Origin of the sequence: Arsukibacterium sp. UBA5043 (assembly GCA_002415085.1) — a bacterium.
In the GTDB taxonomy this organism is placed as follows: domain Bacteria; phylum Pseudomonadota; class Gammaproteobacteria; order Enterobacterales; family Alteromonadaceae; genus Alishewanella.
Map to the genome: position 1 here is coordinate 182806 of DIBV01000003.1, position 17011 is coordinate 199816.

At 48.6% G+C, this 17011-nt stretch carries 16 protein-coding genes; 13 read left to right on the forward strand and 3 right to left on the reverse strand.

The annotated features are described in order from the left end of the window. Positions 1-16: 16 nt before the first annotated feature. From mpl to B2Q61_RS03780, 6 genes are all read left to right on the forward strand, one after another. Entirely contained in the window at positions 17-1372 is a 1356-nt protein-coding gene (mpl, locus tag B2Q61_RS03755) for a UDP-N-acetylmuramate:L-alanyl-gamma-D-glutamyl-meso-diaminopimelate ligase (RefSeq protein WP_290621443.1), read from the forward strand. After that, positions 1363-2031, forward strand: a complete 669-nt coding sequence (locus B2Q61_RS03760) for a flavin prenyltransferase UbiX (RefSeq protein WP_414631472.1) — start codon at positions 1363-1365, stop codon at positions 2029-2031. Before mpl ends, B2Q61_RS03760 begins: the two co-directional genes overlap by 10 nt. Beyond that, positions 2028-2954 carry an ABC transporter ATP-binding protein gene (locus tag B2Q61_RS03765; RefSeq protein ID WP_290621445.1) on the forward strand — a complete coding sequence of 309 codons (927 nt, stop codon included), beginning with the start codon at positions 2028-2030 and terminating at the stop codon, positions 2952-2954. The genes B2Q61_RS03760 and B2Q61_RS03765 overlap by 4 nt, the downstream gene beginning before the upstream one ends. Beyond that, a complete protein-coding gene (locus B2Q61_RS03770; RefSeq protein ID WP_290621446.1) occupies positions 2954-3724 on the forward strand; it encodes an ABC transporter permease in 771 nt (256 codons plus the stop codon). The genes B2Q61_RS03765 and B2Q61_RS03770 overlap by 1 nt, the downstream gene beginning before the upstream one ends. Before the next feature lie 145 nt (positions 3725-3869). Then, positions 3870-5516: a pyridoxal-dependent aspartate 1-decarboxylase PanP gene (panP, locus tag B2Q61_RS03775; protein ID WP_290621447.1), complete on the forward strand. Its 1647-nt coding sequence runs from the start codon at positions 3870-3872 to the stop codon at positions 5514-5516. Between the two features lie 5 nt (positions 5517-5521). Continuing rightward, positions 5522-6496 (forward strand): hypothetical protein, encoded by a 975-nt coding sequence (locus tag B2Q61_RS03780; RefSeq protein ID WP_290621448.1) that lies wholly within the window; start codon positions 5522-5524, stop codon positions 6494-6496. Here the strand turns inward: B2Q61_RS03780 and B2Q61_RS03785 are convergent. Next, complete coding sequence (locus tag B2Q61_RS03785; protein ID WP_290621449.1) at positions 6493-7392, reverse strand: prenyltransferase; 900 nt, start codon at positions 7390-7392, stop codon at positions 6493-6495. The genes B2Q61_RS03780 and B2Q61_RS03785 overlap by 4 nt on opposite strands. Before the next feature lie 163 nt (positions 7393-7555). Between B2Q61_RS03785 and B2Q61_RS03790 the strand changes: the two genes are divergently transcribed. The 4 genes from B2Q61_RS03790 (at position 7556) to B2Q61_RS03805 (ending at position 12833) form a co-directional block, all read left to right on the forward strand. Beyond that, positions 7556-8191 carry a DUF2959 domain-containing protein gene (locus B2Q61_RS03790; protein ID WP_290621450.1) on the forward strand — a complete coding sequence of 212 codons (636 nt, stop codon included), beginning with the start codon at positions 7556-7558 and terminating at the stop codon, positions 8189-8191. Positions 8192-8258: 67 nt separating this feature from the next. Continuing rightward, complete coding sequence (locus B2Q61_RS03795) at positions 8259-8483, forward strand: hypothetical protein (RefSeq protein ID WP_290621451.1); 225 nt, start codon at positions 8259-8261, stop codon at positions 8481-8483. A gap of 79 nt (positions 8484-8562) precedes the next feature. Beyond that, entirely contained in the window at positions 8563-10479 is a 1917-nt protein-coding gene (locus B2Q61_RS03800) for an SLC13 family permease (protein ID WP_290621452.1), read from the forward strand. After that, positions 10476-12833, forward strand: coding sequence for an SLC13 family permease (locus tag B2Q61_RS03805; RefSeq protein WP_290621453.1), 2358 nt, complete (start codon positions 10476-10478; stop codon positions 12831-12833). Before B2Q61_RS03800 ends, B2Q61_RS03805 begins: the two co-directional genes overlap by 4 nt. Positions 12834-12846: 13 nt before the next feature. On the opposite strand, the gene B2Q61_RS03810 is transcribed toward B2Q61_RS03805, so the two are convergent. Both B2Q61_RS03810 and B2Q61_RS03815 read right to left on the reverse strand, forming a co-directional pair. Then, on the reverse strand, positions 12847-13371 hold the full coding sequence (locus B2Q61_RS03810; RefSeq protein ID WP_290621454.1) for a cytochrome b: 525 nt from the start codon (positions 13369-13371) through the stop codon (positions 12847-12849). Further along, complete coding sequence (locus B2Q61_RS03815) at positions 13364-14344, reverse strand: catalase family peroxidase (protein WP_290621455.1); 981 nt, start codon at positions 14342-14344, stop codon at positions 13364-13366. The genes B2Q61_RS03810 and B2Q61_RS03815 overlap by 8 nt, the downstream gene beginning before the upstream one ends. A gap of 242 nt (positions 14345-14586) precedes the next feature. On the opposite strand from B2Q61_RS03815, the gene B2Q61_RS03820 reads away from it, so the two are divergent. From B2Q61_RS03820 to B2Q61_RS03830, 3 genes are all read left to right on the forward strand, one after another. After that, entirely contained in the window at positions 14587-15741 is a 1155-nt protein-coding gene (locus B2Q61_RS03820) for a GGDEF domain-containing protein (protein WP_290621456.1), read from the forward strand. Positions 15742-15988: 247 nt separating this feature from the next. After that, a complete protein-coding gene (locus B2Q61_RS03825) occupies positions 15989-16474 on the forward strand; it encodes an RDD family protein (protein WP_290614134.1) in 486 nt (161 codons plus the stop codon). A gap of 200 nt (positions 16475-16674) precedes the next feature. Beyond that, the gene (locus tag B2Q61_RS03830) at positions 16675-17004 is read left to right on the forward strand and encodes a hypothetical protein (protein WP_290621457.1); all 330 of its coding nucleotides are present in this window, start codon (positions 16675-16677) and stop codon (positions 17002-17004) included. Positions 17005-17011 lie beyond the last annotated feature (7 nt).

The following is a 17011-nucleotide window of genomic DNA, read 5'->3' on the forward strand; positions in this document are numbered from 1 at the left end:
TAGCAGGAAATAACTGATGCATATTCATATTTTAGGTATTTGTGGCACTTTTATGGGCGGTATTGCCGCTATCGCCAAGGCGCTCGGCCACCAGGTGACCGGCTCTGATCAAAATGTTTATCCGCCGATGAGCGAACAATTAACAGAGCTGGGTATCGGCTTGGTGCAAGGTTACGACAGCAACCAGTTCAGTCCTGAGCCTGATTTAGTCATTATTGGCAACGCCCTGTCCCGCGGTAATGAGGCGGTGGAATATGTGCTGAGCCGGGGGCTGCGTTATACCTCTGGGCCGCAGTGGTTGGCAGAGCAAGTATTGCAGGATCGTTGGGTACTGGCGGTAGCGGGTACCCATGGCAAAACTACCACCAGCAGTATGCTGGCCTGGATTTTAGAAGCCGCTGGCCTGAAGCCGGGGTTTTTAATTGGCGGTATCCCGCAAAATTTTGATACCTCGGCCCGGCTCGGCGAATCGCCCTTCTTTGTAATTGAAGCTGATGAATACGACACCGCTTTTTTTGATAAACGCTCCAAGTTTGTTCATTACCGGCCCCGGACCCTGGTTATTAATAATCTGGAGTTTGATCACGCCGATATTTTTCCCGACTTAGCGGCTATTCAACGTCAGTTTCATCATTTGCTCCGTATGGTGCCGGCAAATGGCCTGGTGTTATCGCCGGAAGATACCAAGGCCGTTAGCCAGACCCTGGCCATGGGCTGCTGGAGCGAGCGACAGAGCTATGGTCAGGATTGGCGGGCAGAGTTACTTAGTAATGATGGCAGTGCGTTCAAATTATTTTACCGCCAGCAGTTACAGGGCGAGCTGCACTGGCAGCTAGGCGGCCAGCATAATGTTGATAACGCGGTAATGGCGATAGCCGCAGCGCGTCACGCCGGTGTGCCGGTGGCCGTTGCTATCGAAGCCATGAGCCATTTTGTGGCACCGAAAAGACGGATGGAGCTCAAAGCCGATATTGCTGGTATTAAAGTGTACGATGATTTTGCCCATCACCCTACAGCAATTGCCACAACGTTACAGGGGGTGCGGAATAAAGTGGGCCAGGGGCGCTTACTGGCCGTATTGGAGCCACGCTCTAATACCATGCGCATGGGCGTGCATGAGGCAGCGTTGCCCGTATCGCTGGCAATTGCTGATCATGTGTATTTATACGAGCCGGCTAACGCCAATTGGTCGCTCGAGGCACTCACTCGTAGTTTAAGTCCAAAAGCCCGTCTGTCGCATGATATTGAGGCGCTGGTCGGTTTACTGGTCGAACAAGCGATAAAAGGTGATAACATCGTTATTATGAGCAATGGCGGCTTTGGCGGTATTCACGACAAGCTGATTCAGGCATTAGCGCAAAAATGGGAATAAGTATGCAGGAAATAACCTTAGCCTTTACCGGTGCCTCCGGGGCTCCTTATGGCTGGCGCCTACTCGAACTTTTGTTATTACAGGGTGTGCGGGTGCATTTACTTATTTCCAGTGCTGCCCGGGTAGTATTTGCTACCGAGCACAACATTAAGTTAGCTGGTGCACCGGATAAATGTACCGAGCAGTTGCAAGCCCAGTTTAACTGCGCCCCCGGCCAGTTAACGGTGTATGGTAAAGATGACTGGTTTTCCCCGGTGGCGTCGGGCTCTGCAGCGCCAAAAAAGATGGTCATTTGTCCCTGCTCCACGGGTACGGCAGCAGCCATTGCCATGGGCGCCAGCGATAATCTGATTGAGCGGGCAGCCGATGTGGTGATTAAGGAAGGTGGAAAACTGATTTTAGTGCCACGGGAAAGCCCGCTTAGTGCTATTCATCTGGAAAATTTGCTGAAGCTGGCCCGGCTTGGGATAACGATTATGCCGGCCGCACCTGGCTTTTATCATCAGCCGAAGCAAATCAGTGATTTAGTCGACTTTATGGTCGCACGTATATTGGACCAGCTGGGGCTTAAGCAGCAGCTGACCGCCCGTTGGGGTTATGGCGGTGAGCGCTCTGCCATTGCCAGTGGTAATAATACCGATACAGGAGAGCGCGAGTGAGTCTGGCGTTAGATATTTCAGCACTACACAAAGTGTATAAAAGTGGCACCGTTGCCCTTAGTGGGATTGATTTACAGGTAAAGCAAGGCGATTTTTTTGCGTTGCTCGGCCCTAATGGCGCAGGCAAAAGTACTACTATTGGCGTCATTACTTCATTAGTAAATAAAAGCAGTGGTCAGGTAAGCGTGTTCGGCTTTGATATCGATAGTCAGCTGGAGCAGGCAAAAAGTCAGCTTGGGCTGGTGCCGCAGGAGTTTAACTTTAATCAGTTTGAAACCGTGCTGCAAATTGTGATGCATCAGGCCGGATATTACGGTGTACCAAAAAAACTGGCGTTGGTCCGGGCTGAAAAATACCTGAGTCAGTTAGGGCTGTGGGAAAAACGTCATGCCCGGGCCCGTGAACTCTCAGGCGGCATGAAACGGCGGCTGATGATTGCCCGCGCGCTGATGCATGAACCTAAGTTGCTGATCCTGGATGAGCCCACGGCAGGCGTCGACATCGAATTACGCCGCTCAATGTGGGAGTTTTTACGGACTATTAATAAAGCAGGGGTGACGATTATTCTCACTACTCATTATCTGGAAGAGGCTGAAATGCTTTGTCGGAATATTGCGATTATCGACAAAGGCCGAATCATTGAAAATACCAGTATGAAAGCGTTGTTAAACAAACTGACTAATGAAACCTTTATTCTCGATCTGGATCAAAATCCAGCCAATATTACGCTGAATGATATCAGCTGGCGCCCCTTAGATGAGCACAGCATTGAGATTGATATCGCAAAAAGCGAGGGGTTAAATCCTATTTTTAGTCAGCTGAGTAAGCAGCAAGTGAATGTATTGTCGATGCGCAATAAGGCCAACCGGCTGGAGGAGTTATTTGTGGCGCTGGTCGAAAGTGGTCGTGGGGAGGCAAACTAATGCGTGCCAGTTATCTGATTGCCCTGCAGAGTATTTTAAGCAAAGAAATTATCCGCTTTATGCGAATTTGGGTGCAAACTCTGGTGCCGCCTGCTATTACCATGAGTCTGTATTTTGTGATTTTTGGCAGTTTAATAGGTTCACGTATTGGTGATATGGGCGGCTTCAGTTATATGGAGTTTATCGTCCCAGGCCTGATTATGATGGCGGTAATTACTAACTCTTATGCCAATGTGGCCTCTTCGTTTTTCAGCGCCAAGTTTCAGCGTAATGTCGAAGAGCTGCTGGTGGCGCCCGTGCCAAATTATCTGATTGTGCTGGGGTATGTCGGTGGTGGCATGACGCGCGGTATTCTGGTGGGTTTAATCGTCACGATCCTGTCACTGTTTTTTGTTGATATCCAAATTCATAATCTGGTTATTATTATTGTTACGGTAATTCTGACATCGATGTTATTTGCCCTTGGTGGTTTAATAAATGCTATTTACGCCAAAACGTTCGACGATATCAGCATTATCCCTACCTTTGTATTGACACCATTAACCTATCTGGGTGGGGTATTCTACTCGTTGCAGATGTTGCCAGGTTTCTGGCAAAACGTGGCAGCATTAAATCCGATCGTCTACATGGTCAATGCCTTTCGCTATGGTTTTCTGGGGTTTAGTGATGTTAGCCTGGTACTGGCGCTGACAGTTGTTATCAGTTTTATCGTAGTAATGTTCAGCTTTGCGCTGTATTTAATTAACCGCGGTGTTGGCCTGCGCAGCTAGCCTGGATGAAATTTTTGCAGACATCCAGCAGCAGTTGCAGTAAAGTTGGGCCCTTTGTGCTCAGCTGTCTGATGGCTTTTGCTGTAGACCTGAAGTGGTAAACCTATAGTGAGCCGATATATCGGCTCAGTGAGTAGTATAACGCATGACAGAACCGACAAAACGGCTGGCCGCCGCCTCTGAAGATGCGCTTTGGCGTATTTTTACCGTACCCGAGGCACCGGATTCCACGCTTAGTATTATTGAACAGAATCTGTCCCAGAATCTGGCCGGCTTTCTGCGCGAAAGTATTGTCGCGCTGGAAAAACCGCTGTGGCAAATCGAGCGGGATTTTCAGGCGCACCAAATCCCTCTGTCACCGCAGTTTGTCTCAGATTATGCCGAGAGCATGATGCAAAAGCTGGTTGCCCATTCGGTGCATACTGCTTCACCCAGTTTTATCGGCCATATGACATCGGCTTTGCCGTATTTTGTGCTGCCACTGTCAAAAATGATGGTTGGGCTGAACCAAAACCTGGTAAAAATTGAAACCTCCAAAGCCTTTACACCGTTGGAGCGCCAGGTACTGGGAATGATGCATCACCTGGTTTACGGTGAAAAAGACAGTTTCTACAAAAAATGGATGCACAGTGCTAACCATTCATTAGGCGCCTTTTGCTCGGGCGGCACTATCGCCAATATTACCGCGCTGTGGATCGCCCGCAACCGTTTGCTAAAAGCCGATGGCGATTTTAAAGGTATTGCCAAAGAGGGCTTATTTCAGGCGCTGAAGCATTACGGCTACGATGGTCTGGCGATAGTGGTTTCAGAGCGCGGCCATTACTCACTTGGTAAAGCGGCCGATGTGCTTGGCATTGGCCGGGACTATGTGGTTAGCGTTAAAACTGACGCCAACAATAAGGTTGATGTGGCCCAGATGCAGCAAACACTGGTTCGTTTACACGAAAAAAATATTAAAGTGCTGGCCATTGTTGGCGTAGCGGGCACCACTGAAACCGGTAATATTGACCCGTTGGCCGATCTTGCTGATTTGGCCGAACAGTTTCAATGTCATTTTCATGTCGATGCCGCCTGGGGCGGTGCCACATTATTGTCTGATCAATACCGGCATTTAATGGCCGGCATCGAGCGGGCTGATTCAGTGACGATTGACGCTCACAAGCAAATGTATGTGCCGATGGGCGCCGGGATGGTGGTGTTTAAGCATCCGTCATCGGCCCATGCTATTGAGCATCATGCCGAGTATATTCTTCGTAAAGGCTCAAAAGATTTGGGTAGCCAAACTCTGGAAGGTTCGCGTCCGGGTATGGCGATGCTGGTGCATGCCTGTCTGCAGGTGATTGGTCGCGATGGCTATGAAATTCTGATCAACCGCTCGTTAGAAAAAGCCCGCTATTTTGCGACCTTAATTGAGCATAATATTGATTTTGAGCTGATCACCGAACCTGAACTGTGTTTGCTAACTTATCGCTATGTGCCCGCCCAGGTGCAAAAAGCCATGGCAATAGCCAACACAGAGCAGCGCCAGCAATTTAACGAGTTACTAAATGGCCTGACTAAGTTTATTCAGAAACGCCAGCGCGAAGAGGGTAAATCCTTTGTATCTCGTACCCGGTTGACGCCAGCTCATTACGACCGACAGGAAACTATAGTATTTAGGGTAGTATTGGCTAATCCATTAACTACTGAACAAATTCTGCATGATATTCTGGTTGAACAAGATCAGATAGCTCAGCAGAACAAAGAGTTCTATCCGAAGTTGTTGCAGCTGGCTAAAACCCTGACCGGCTGATCATCATGCCAGCGAAATCCCGACGCAACATTTTTATTGTACTGCTTGTTATTGTAATTGTAGCGATGTGGTACGGTTATTCAGCTGATAATATCCTTACTGATGCGGAGCAGAAGCAACCTTCTTATGAGCTTAAAAAAAATGTAACCGAAATTACCACGACGTCTATTGCTCCACCTAAGGTGCAGCTATCGGAGAAGAAAAATGAAGGAGGGCACAGCCCTGTTTTATTGTCGTCATCGATGCCAGTTGAAATAACTTACACTGAGCAAAACTGCGTTGATATTGCTGAACGAGTCAAAAATCATTCTGGAAGAACAGCTTTTCTGCACTGGTATAGACAAGAACTAGACGCTGAACTGGATAACAGCTATTACCAAACCCTGAGTATTGATCAATTAGTGGAGCAAGCTCAGGCCGCGGATGTGTTGGCTATGCGGATGCTGGCGGAAAGGTATTTAACATATGCCCGGTATCAGCACTTTAGTAAACCTGCTACACAGCATGTCTCTGAGCGTCTTGATCGGTCAGCACTTGGACAGGCGCGATACTGGGCAGAGCAAGCTGCATTAAATGGTTATGGAGGAGCGTTTGTATCGCTTCTGGCAATGAGCTATATGGTTGAACTTGAAGACATAAACAGAAAGTTGGCGGCTAATCCTGCACAAGTAGAGATATTACATGATCAACAAACAGACGTAGCGTTAAATGCACAAGCCTATTTAACATTGTCTGTTGAAGTTATGCCACAACTGCAAGAGTTTCTTTTACCTTTGCGTATGCAGTTAAGTAAGTCTGAGTTGTCTACTGAAGAACAAGCCCGCTTCGATGAAATTTATCCCAAGTTAACATCAGAATGGCGCGACAAGCGCGCACTGTTAGGTTTGCCAGCGGAACTGGAATTTAACATTCCAGTAGAAGTGGAGCAGTATATTCAGCTGCTAAATAGTGAAGTAAGTTGCGCCAATGGCAGTAATTAGTTAGCCTGGCCAGCCCAGATAAGCCCTGTGCCTAATAACAACGGATAGAGATGGCATAGCATCACATTTAAGCCAAGCACGTTAGTCAGCTGCGCAGGCTTGTCGGCGTAGCGGAACAGGTCTGGTATTATTCTTATCACCAGCGCCAGACTTAGCAGCGCCAGTAAACATTGCCAGGGCAAAATTCCACTCAATACGCCTAAAATCAACACCAGATAACTGAGTAATAACAGCAGGGTATAGACACTTGCGCTATGGCGCCGGCCAATCACGATGGGTAAATGGCGTCTGCCCACCTGACGGTCTGCCTCTGCGTCCGGGAACTGGTTTAGCAGTAATAAATTACTTACCAGCAAAGTGATAATCATTGCCAGCAGCCACGCCGTAGCACTTATATTACCGGCAAGTACCCAGTAGCTGCCCAGCGTCATAAAAATACCAAAGCCAATACCCGGGGCCAGCAAACACAGAAGTGGCCAGCGGTTAATGTGCCGGGTGTAGCCATAAATCAGCAGTACACCGGGTATCCCAATAAGTAATGGTTGCCAGTTCAGCTGATAACTCAGATATAAACCACCGCCAATAACCAGCAGCATGCTGACGATACCCAGCAGCAGGGCAAGATGAGCGGCCCCCGGATGGGTCACCAGGGTGCCACTGCCCCCACTAAACGGTGTGCGATTGGTAAGAAAATCCAGGCCGGATTTAAAATCAAGGTATTCGTTCAGCGCATTGACACTTATATGGGCGCATAATCCGATAGCAGTAACCAGCATCAGCACGCCAGGCGATAACAGATGGCCGGCTTGCCAGCTGGCGCCGGCAGCAAGGGCTATACATACCAGGGTCAGGCTCAGAAAGTTAACCCGAGCTACGCCGCAAAGCTGTTTAAGCAAGACAAATTCCTTTTAAACATTTTCGCTACAGAGTATAGGCCGCTGCCAGCTTATAGCTTGATCTGTGACATTATTTCGGTATTTATGTTGTAAACTAATGATGAATTGCTATTGTCTGAGCAATGGCGCAATCGTCTGGCTTAATCAACGTTAAGGAATTCTTATGCGTACGTTTTTATTAATATTGTCGATAGTTATGCTGACGAGCTGTCAGAGTGCTTACTACTCCACCATGGAAAAAGTGGGTGTTCATAAAAGAGACATACTGGCTGATCGGGTAGATAAAGCGCAGGAAGCACAACAAGACGCTCAACAGGAGTTTAAATCTGCGTTAGAGCAATTCAGTAGCCTGATTAAATTCGATGGTGGAAACTTACAAAAACAATACGAACAGACCAATGATCAATACCAGGCTTGTAACGAAGCTGCTGCCAATGTATCAGAACGGATTAACAGTATTGAAGATGTCGCAGAAGCATTGTTTGATGAGTGGCAGGACGAACTCGATATGTATACTAATCCAAAGCTGAAGCAGGAAAGCAAAGCAAAGCTGAATTCAACTCAGCGCCAGTACAAGCAGCTGCTTAGCACCATGCGTCAGGCGGAAAGTTCAATGGCTCCGGTACTCGATAGCTTGCGGGACAATACACTGTATTTAAAGCATAATTTAAATGCGCAGGCGATCGGCGCCTTAAAGAGCGAGTTTGCCGGTATCGAACGGGATATCACCCTGCTTATCCGCAATATGAATAAAGCGATAAGTGAATCACAGCAATTTATTGCTACGCTTAAACAATAACTGAACAAGTGACCGAGTAGCGCAATGGCGCGTCAGGTTAAAACAATAATCGAAACAGGAGAGTTCTATGTCTGGTCAGGGATCCGGTGGCAATGTTATCGCGGCACTATGTAATATTTTTATACCGGGGCTGGGACAACTGGTGCAGGGGCGTATTTTAGCGGCTTTAGTATTTTTCGTGGTCTGTATCGTAGGCTATGCCTTGTGGTGGCTGATTATACCTGCCATTTTTGCTGCAATTGCCCACTTATGGGCGATTATCGATGCGGCTAAGTTCCGGCCAAGACTGTAACGGCCCGTTAGCTTACAGCGCCTCCTCTTAAGGCTGCTGCTGTTAATTCAGATTTTTTTCACTAATTTAAAGAGCCTCTATGACCACGCCGCAAAGCATTATTATTTTGATCCTGTTGGTCACTGTTGCAATGTTTTTATGGGGGCGCTGGCGCCACGATATGATAGCGCTGGCCGCACTGCTGGCATGTGTGGTGTGCGGGGTTATTGACCCGGCCATTGCGTTTAATGGCTTTGGCCATCCTGCGGTTATTACCGTGGCCTGTGTTCTGGTATTAAGCGCTGGTTTGCAGCGAAGTGGTGCGGTCGATGTGCTGGCCCGTCACGCTATGCCTAAGAAATCCGGGCTGATGTTAAGTCTGGCAGCACTGGTAGGTATTGGTGCGTTGCTTTCTGGCTTTATGAACAACGTCGGTGCTCTGGCCTTGCTTATGCCGGTTGCGCTGCAGGTTGCAAACCGGCTGGAGGTACCGCCGGGACGGGTGTTGATGCCTCTGGCGTTTGGCACCATTCTTGGCGGCATGACCACCCTGATTGGTACCCCGCCCAATTTAATTGTCTCGGGTTTTCGGGCTCAGCAGGGTAATAGTGCTGGTTTTGCCATGTTCGATTTTACCCCGGTCGGTATTGCGGTGGCGCTTACCGGTTGTATTTTTGTCGTGCTGGCGTGGCGTTTGGTTCCCGCGCGTAAACAAGCGGGCACCGAAGGCTTTGAAACAGGCGCTTATCTGACGGAAGCTCGCGTAACGGAAAAAAGTAAAATAGCAGATATGCGTTTGTACGACATTGAGAAGGAGTTTGATGACAGCGGCACGCAAATTGTCGGGCTTATCAGAAACAACGTTAAAATCAACGCACCCAGCGGCGGCAGAATGATCAGAAGCGGTGACATTCTGGTGCTGGAAGCTGAAGTTGATTCGTTAGGGACCATACTGTCGACATTAGGGCTGGAGCTGGAAGAATCAAAAACCGTTGAGAAGCCGGCCAAGCCCGAGAGTGAAAACGTAAAAACGGAAACGCGAACGAATAACAGCAATAGTACAGCAGAGCTTAAAGCGGCAGACAGTAACGTGGTGGCAGCAAAAACAGAGGAAAAGCCGGCAGAAAGTAAGCCAGCGGAGAGTAAATCTCAGCATGCAGAAGATATCGTGCTGATGGAACTGGTAGTGCGGCCCGAATCAAACCTGCAGGGCCGCTCCGCAACCAATATTATGTTGCGTTCGCGCTATAGCTTAAATTTGCTGGCTGTTTCCCGCGATGGCGGTCGTTCTAAGTCACGTCTGCGAAATTTCAGGATGCAAGCGGGGGATTTATTGCTATTGCAAGGCACCAGCGAGAGTGTTTTAGAGTTTGCCAGCGATTATGGTTGTGTGCCTCTGGCAAAAAGAGAGCTGAAAATACCGGATAAGAAACAGGCCGCCCTGGCGGGGATTATTATGTTTTTCGCCGTGGCGGGTGCCGCATTCGGCTTGTTACCGGCGGCGATATCTTTTGCGCTCGGGGTATTGGCGTCGATGATATTTAAAACGGTCCCGCCCCGCTCAGTCTATAGCAGCATCGACTGGCCGGTTATCGTGTTATTGGCAGCACTGATCCCGGTTGCGGGCGCGATGGAGGCGACCGGCACCGCTGAGCTAATTGCCAGCGTGCTGATGGAATATGTCGCACAGGGCAATGCCATAGTGGCGCTGGGTATGGTGCTGGTGATTACTATGTTTTTATCTGACTTAATGAATAATGCGGCAACAGCAGCTGTGATGTGTCCTATCGCTATTGGCGCGGCAATGACCTTAGGTGTAAATGCAGACTCATTTTTAATGGCCGTGGCTATCGGCGCTTCCTGTGCGTTTTTAACGCCGATAGGCCACCAGAACAATACCTTAATTCTTGGCCCGGGCGGCTTTAAATTCAGTGATTACTGGCGGTTGGGATTGCCGCTTGAAATTTTAGTGGTGGTGGTTGCCTTGCCACTGCTTACGGTGTTCTGGCCATTATGACGCTGGAAATTGCCCTCGTTTTACTGCTGTTAGCGGCGGCACTAGTGCTGTTTATTACCGAGTGGCTGCGGATGGATGTGGTAGCGCTGTTAATGTTGTGTACCCTGGCGTTGTTTGGGTTAGTGTCGCCATCTGAGGCGGTCAGCGGGTTTAGTAACCCGGCGGTGATTACGGTGTGGGCCATGTTTATTATGAGTGAAGGCCTGACCCGGGCAGGTATTGCTGACAGTATTGGCAGACGGGTGATTCGCTTGTCGGGCAGCAGTGAAACCCGGATGATTATTGTAATTATGCTGGTAGCCGGTTTGTTATCGGCTTTTATGAGCAATATTGGTGTTGTCGCCCTGTTATTGCCGGTAACGGTTGAAGCAGCTCGGCGCTGTGGTATCTCGCCGGCAAAAGTGCTGATGCCCATGGCATTTGGCGCGATGTTAGGCGGCTTATTAACCTTAATTGGTACACCACCAAATTTACTGGTCAGTATTGCCCTGGAAAAGACCAACCAGCCTGGCTTTCAGTTATTTGATTTTGCGCTGATTGGTTTGCCTATTTTAGTTGCCGGTACCCTTTTCGTTGCTTTTATTGGCCGCCATTTGCTGCCCGCTACCGATCCTGGCCGGGCCAGCTTAGCCGGCAGCCGTAATCTTAGTGATCAATACGGGTTGCAGGAGCGGATATTTGCCTTACGTCTGCCTGATCCTTCACTGTTGTCAGGTCGGACACTGGAAGAGTCGGGGTTAATTAATACCGTTGGCCTGATGGTAATTGCCCTTACCCGAGGTAAGGAAACCTTTACCCTGCCATCGCGCCATACGGTATTAAAAGCCGGTGATATTGTGCTGGCCCAGGGCAAGTTTAACCGTTTCGAACGGCTGCGCAGCTGGAACTCACTTACCATTGAACGTGAAGCCCCGATGCTGCATGAAAAACTTTTGGCAGCCAGCGGTCTGGCCGAATTAGAAGTGGCGGCTGATGGCCCGCTGGAAGACGAAGTATTAGAGCATCACCGTTTTCGCGAAAACTATCAGTTAAATGTGTTGGCGGTGAAACGGCCCGGCCAGACGTTACGTACCCGCCTGGCCGATCTATCATTAGCCGCTGGTGATAAAATTCTGGTGCAGGGCAGCCGGACTGCGCTGGATGCCATGCAAAAGCAAGACGCTTTTACCGCGGTGCTGCCCTTAAGCGCCGACGATGTAAAACGGCAATATAAACTGGAAGAGCGGCTGTTTGTGCTGGGCTTACCTGCTGACAGCCCACTGGTCGACAGCACCTTTGCTGATAACCGGTTGGGTGATGCCTTTGACTTTCGCTTGCTTGGCTTGTTTCGCCACGGCGAAATTATTCAGCAATTCAGCTCAGATGACAAACTGGAAGCGGGTGATTTGCTATTAATCCAGGGCCGGGAAGAAGATCTGGATATCTTACGGGGCTTTAAAGAACTGGAGCGGTTGGACGATATGTCACCGTACCTCGATTTACTGGCTAAAGGTAAATTAGAGTTAGTCGAGGCTACGTTGCACCCGCGCAGTAAATACATTGGCCAAAGTGTTAATGCGTTGCAACTCGATAAACGCTACAAAGTAGAGGTAGCGGCGATTTGGCGTGAAGGGCGCTCATATCGCTCGGCCCTGGGCAGCATGTTACTGCAGGCGGGGGATGCCCTGTTAATTGTTGGCCCGCGCTCGCGCCTGGCGAAGCTTACCGATAGCGAGCATTTAATTGTACTGAATCCGGTGCAGGTAAAACCGGTTAATGCCAGCAAAGCGCCATTGGCTGCCGGCCTGATTGGCTTGATGGTACTACTGATCGTAACCGGCCTGTTACCAGTTTACATAGCGGCTATTTTGGCGGCAACTCTGATGATCGCCAGTCGTTGCTTGAGCATGGAGCAAGCCTATGCCGCTATTGACTGGCGCTCGATTTTTCTGATTGCCGGCATGCTGCCTCTCGGGCTGGCCATGCAACACTCCGGGGCCGCGGCCTGGCTGGCCAATGGGGTGCAATCTGGCTTAGGTCAGTATGGCCCGCTGGCGGTCATGGCGGGCTTATATCTGGTCACGGCGCTGGGTACTCTGGTAATCCCCACCGTGGCACTGGTGCTTATTATGGCGCCCATTGGTTTATTGCTTAGCAGTGCGCTTGGGGTGAATGGTCAAAGCGCGATGATGGTGGTCGCGATAGCGGCTACCAGCCTGGCCAGTCCGGTATCGCACGCCGCCAACACCCTGGTAATGGGCCCTGGCGGCTATCGTTTTGTTGACTATTTAAAAGTGGGCGGGCCGTTAAGCTTGCTGCTATTTGCTATTACCATGGCGTTGTTGCCGCTGTTCTGGCCATTAACAGCCGGCTAATGGCAGCTGACAATCAAAGCATGCTCTTAAGTACATTATCTTTGCGAACAAAATGATGGTGTAGTGCAGCGCCAACATGCAGCGCTATAACGCCGATAAGTGCTATCGCTAACCAGCCATGCAGTTCACGAAACAGCGCGTAATTATAAATATCAACCTGCAGCGCGGCCGGTAACCTGAACCAGTCAAAAACCGCCACCGGCCTGCCAGCAAAATACTGCATTAAATAACCGGAAAGAGGCATTGCAAACAGCAAGCCATACAACAGCCAGTGCGATGCTTTAGCCACCCATTTTTGTCCGTCAGACAACTCAGATGGTAACGCTGGTAGCTTGTGCCGTAAGCGGTTTATCAGCCTGGCCATCACCAATATAATGGCAATGACGCCAAAGGCTTTGTGAGCATTTAGCAAAGTATACTGCCAGGGCTGAAGTGAGGTAACCATCAGTAAGCCAGCGGCCAGCATCGAAACCACCAGCGCAGCCATACCCCAGTGAAACAGTCGCATAGAAAGTGAAAACCGATCTGAGTTACTCATTGTTGCTGCCCGCTAATGCGCCATGTAATTGTTCTTTTGCCCGGCGACGATAAGACTCTGCATAGGCTGCAGAGCGCGCCCGTAAAATAGGATCGGCGGTTGCAGCGATGCCGGATGGCAACAGCAGCGGGTCAAAATTAATGGCATGGCAGTCCCCCTCCAGCTGTGCTGTGGTACCGGTAAGCACTATCTGCCCGGCGCTAATCTGTTGGCGACTATCGGGCCATGCCTTGGTTGGGTTATTTTCATCATCCATCGGCTCTGCCAGGGTAAACACCCAGTCAAACACCACCGGTTTTGCTGCAACCCGGGCGGTTATTTCCTGTTGCAGGGCATCATCACCATGCAGATCGGTTGCTGCCACTGATACCGTGGGTTGCATTGCCCAGCGCACCGCATGTTGTTTTCCGTTGGCGTTCACCAAATAAAAGGCATTTATGCTGTGATACGTTTCAGCGGCAAAGCTACCCGTTGGCTGATACTGCCCGGCCCATGCCAGAAACTCGTTACTCTCGGGGTGCTCGGTAAAGAATTGTTTTACTGCAGCCGGGCCCGCCTGAATCGCCTTTATCTGCTGATAAAAGGTGTGTGGATCAGCGACTGCCATCACCGGTGGTGTATTCATGGCGAGGCGCCATTGTTCGGTTCGGCTAAGAGTGAAACTTAGTGCCAGGCTACGAACGGGCGACTTTAAATCAGGTGCGGTAGGATTATTGCCTGCAATAGACAGGCGGCCAGTAAAGGGTGTTGTGCCGTTTCGAAACAAACTGGCCTTGGAATAATCAGCTAATTTGCCGTTAGCACGAAATTCACCGCTAACACAAATACCCTTGGCATGAGCGCGCCGAAATCCGGCAAAGTTTGCGCTGCCTTGCTGTAAGTCAACAAACCGTTGCGCGGAGACCTGAGGTGGGGCATTGGCAGTTAAGCCGGCCGTGGGCGCCAGCAATAGCGCAAAATAAAAATATTTCATATAACGTTACTCACTGTGGGTGATAACTTCATTTGCAGGAAGTTGCTGAGAATGACATATAGCCGACATTGACCGGAGTACTGCTAAATAACTTTCATCAATTCGCGAAGCTTAGTAGCAAAGTTAGCATAATACTAATGTGAGGCGTTAAACTTGTACCGTTAAGTGCTGATTTACGCTACCGTAGTTAGCGGTTGCCGCGCTCGCCACCGCTGATAGAACGCCACTGAATTGAGGAATAGATGCATTTACCCACTGTTGTCATGGTAGCGTTGGTGATTAACCTGTTGGTCGGGGTGTATCTGTACCTGCTTTACCGGCGTAAACCAAAAGACCGCTGCTTTAAACTCTGGTCGTATTCCTGCTGGTGGTTTGTGTCAGGCGCCAGTTTAGTGGTGTTGCGTGCTTACCCTGTTCCTGATCTCTTAAGCTATTTTATTGCTGACGTTTTGTTGCTGTTAGCGCCGGTTTATGTGCTCGCGGGGCTGGTTCAGTTTTCTCGTTTTCGATATACCCGGCGTCGCCGTCAATGTGCTGTTGGCGCACTGGTTGTTGCGATAGTAGCACTTTTTCTTTGTTATCAGCAGCCTGGCGCGTTAAGCGTGGCGGTATCACTGGCTATTGCGCTGACATTTTGCTTGTGCGCGTATTTATTGTTTAAATCGATTATTATCGAACCGATATTTACCCGTACCCTGCAAACGGTGTTTGTGCTGCACGCGGCAGTGATGCTGATACAGGCTGCGCTGGTTATTGATAACTGGCAGCATCTTAACCTTCATGGCTTACCTGAAATATCGGTTTACACCCTGCTGAGCCACATTATGCTTACCACCGTTACTGCCTTGTTGTTGCCCTGGTTAAGCTTTTTAAAACTGGAACGCCAACTGACCTTTAAATCGCAGCGCGACGGTTTAACCCGCCTGGCCAACCGCGAGCATTTTTTCAATCAGCTTGAGCGCTACTGGCAGCAGCACCCATCGGTTCCTGCCGTTTTTATGATGATCGATATCGACTTTTTTAAAACGGTTAATGACACCTTTGGCCATGCAGTGGGTGATAGGGCTATTGCTTCAGTAGCAAGGCTATTATCAAAACAGTTGCGCAGTAACGACATCATTGGCCGAATTGGTGGCGAAGAATACGCTGCGTTGTTAATCGATATTGATGAGTCAACTGCAACAGTCATCGGCCAGCGTTTATGTCAGCAGGTAGCCGCACAGTTACAGTTTATTGAAGAGAAAAAAGTTGAGTTGACAATCAGTATTGGCTTGGTTCAGATTATTCCGGCGCAGCACGGCCATAAGATCGCTTTTAAAGCGGCTGACGAAGCGCTGTACGCCAGTAAGCAGGCTGGCCGAAACACCGTCACGCTGGGTAAGATTAATACAGTTTAATTTGTGACATGCTGTTACTCAGACAACTGCTGGTAAATCAACATCCAAAGCTGAGAATGTACGTAAGACAATCCACAATAAAAAGGTATACATAGTTAAAATCTTGAATTACATTCGGGTACAAGAATATGCTGATTGATTTAATGTCTCAGGCTATATTCTAAATTTCACACTAACGTTAAATCCTTTTAGTCAGATACCGGCTTTTTTCAGGATTAGATAATAAGTAGAAAATGGAGATTAAGAAGTGAATAGTGAAGTACCTGCAACTATGGGTGATGTAAAAAAATTCACCGGATTCTGGCCAAGAGTTGGTGCCAGTCTTATTGATACACTTATTTTGTTAGTAATCACATTGCCAATTTTGATATCAGTATATGGCTGGGATTACTTCGATGATGACTCATTTATTATGGGCTTTGCCGATTTTTTTATGAATTGGTTATTTCCGTTAGCTGCTGTATTAGCTTTTTGGATTTATAAGCAAGCCACGCCCGGAAAAATGGCAATTTCAGCAATAATTGTAGATGCTAAAACTGGCGGTAAGCCGACTTTACAGCAGTATATTGTTCGCTACATTGGCTATTATCTTGCCGCGATCCCACTCGGACTTGGTTTTTTCTGGGTAGCATGGGATAAGAAAAAGCAAGGGTGGCACGATAAACTGGCGGGTACCGTTGTCATTAGTCCTAAAAATAATCATACACAAGAAGTTTCATTTGAAAGTCAGTAAGTCGGCTTTATTGGTATTTTTGTCTGCGAAATATTGAAACTCAGATGGCCGCTGTTGCGGCCATCCAACGGTTTAGCTGGTTATATTATTGAAACAGGTAAGGAAGCGTAGTGCTGCAAACTACGGCAATTACTTGCTATATCAATAAAGATAACGTAAGAGTGCGCTTAAAACAGCATATATAAAAAAAGGGAGTTACAGTGGAAGCGTTAAAACATTCAGGGCTCGGGATTGCGTCATTTATTACCAGTATCGTTGCTGGAATTTTAATTTTTGTGCTTATCGTTATTGCTGGCATTATGGAAGCATCTACGCCGGGTGGTATTGATGAAACCTCTGCAGATGCTGTAATAGTTGGCCTGTTTTTACTTGCTTTTTTAGGGGCGTCAATAGTTGCTTTCGGCCTGGGTATTAGTTCACTTATTCAGAAAAATCGCAAAAAGATTTTTGGCATTCTTGGTACTACGTTTTCTGCTCTTATCGTGTTGGGTACTGCGTTCCTGATTGTGCTTGGCCTTGCCATGGGTTAATGCTGAG

What these genes read in the sequence shown, in the direction of transcription:
- B2Q61_RS03810 (WP_290621454.1), bottom strand. Translation starts at nt 13,371, where the DNA reads ATGAGTAACTCAGATCGGTTTTCACTTTCTATGCGACTGTTTCACTGG.
- panP (WP_290621447.1), top strand. Translation starts at nt 3,870, where the DNA reads ATGACAGAACCGACAAAACGGCTGGCCGCCGCCTCTGAAGATGCGCTT.
- B2Q61_RS03820 (WP_290621456.1), top strand. Translation starts at nt 14,587, where the DNA reads ATGCATTTACCCACTGTTGTCATGGTAGCGTTGGTGATTAACCTGTTG.
- B2Q61_RS03770 (WP_290621446.1), top strand. Translation starts at nt 2,954, where the DNA reads ATGCGTGCCAGTTATCTGATTGCCCTGCAGAGTATTTTAAGCAAAGAA.
- B2Q61_RS03760 (WP_414631472.1), top strand. Translation starts at nt 1,363, where the DNA reads ATGGGAATAAGTATGCAGGAAATAACCTTAGCCTTTACCGGTGCCTCC.
- B2Q61_RS03790 (WP_290621450.1), top strand. Translation starts at nt 7,556, where the DNA reads ATGCGTACGTTTTTATTAATATTGTCGATAGTTATGCTGACGAGCTGT.
- B2Q61_RS03795 (WP_290621451.1), top strand. Translation starts at nt 8,259, where the DNA reads ATGTCTGGTCAGGGATCCGGTGGCAATGTTATCGCGGCACTATGTAAT.
- mpl (WP_290621443.1), top strand. Translation starts at nt 17, where the DNA reads ATGCATATTCATATTTTAGGTATTTGTGGCACTTTTATGGGCGGTATT.
- B2Q61_RS03780 (WP_290621448.1), top strand. Translation starts at nt 5,522, where the DNA reads ATGCCAGCGAAATCCCGACGCAACATTTTTATTGTACTGCTTGTTATT.
- B2Q61_RS03800 (WP_290621452.1), top strand. Translation starts at nt 8,563, where the DNA reads ATGACCACGCCGCAAAGCATTATTATTTTGATCCTGTTGGTCACTGTT.
- B2Q61_RS03815 (WP_290621455.1), bottom strand. Translation starts at nt 14,344, where the DNA reads ATGAAATATTTTTATTTTGCGCTATTGCTGGCGCCCACGGCCGGCTTA.
- B2Q61_RS03805 (WP_290621453.1), top strand. Translation starts at nt 10,476, where the DNA reads ATGACGCTGGAAATTGCCCTCGTTTTACTGCTGTTAGCGGCGGCACTA.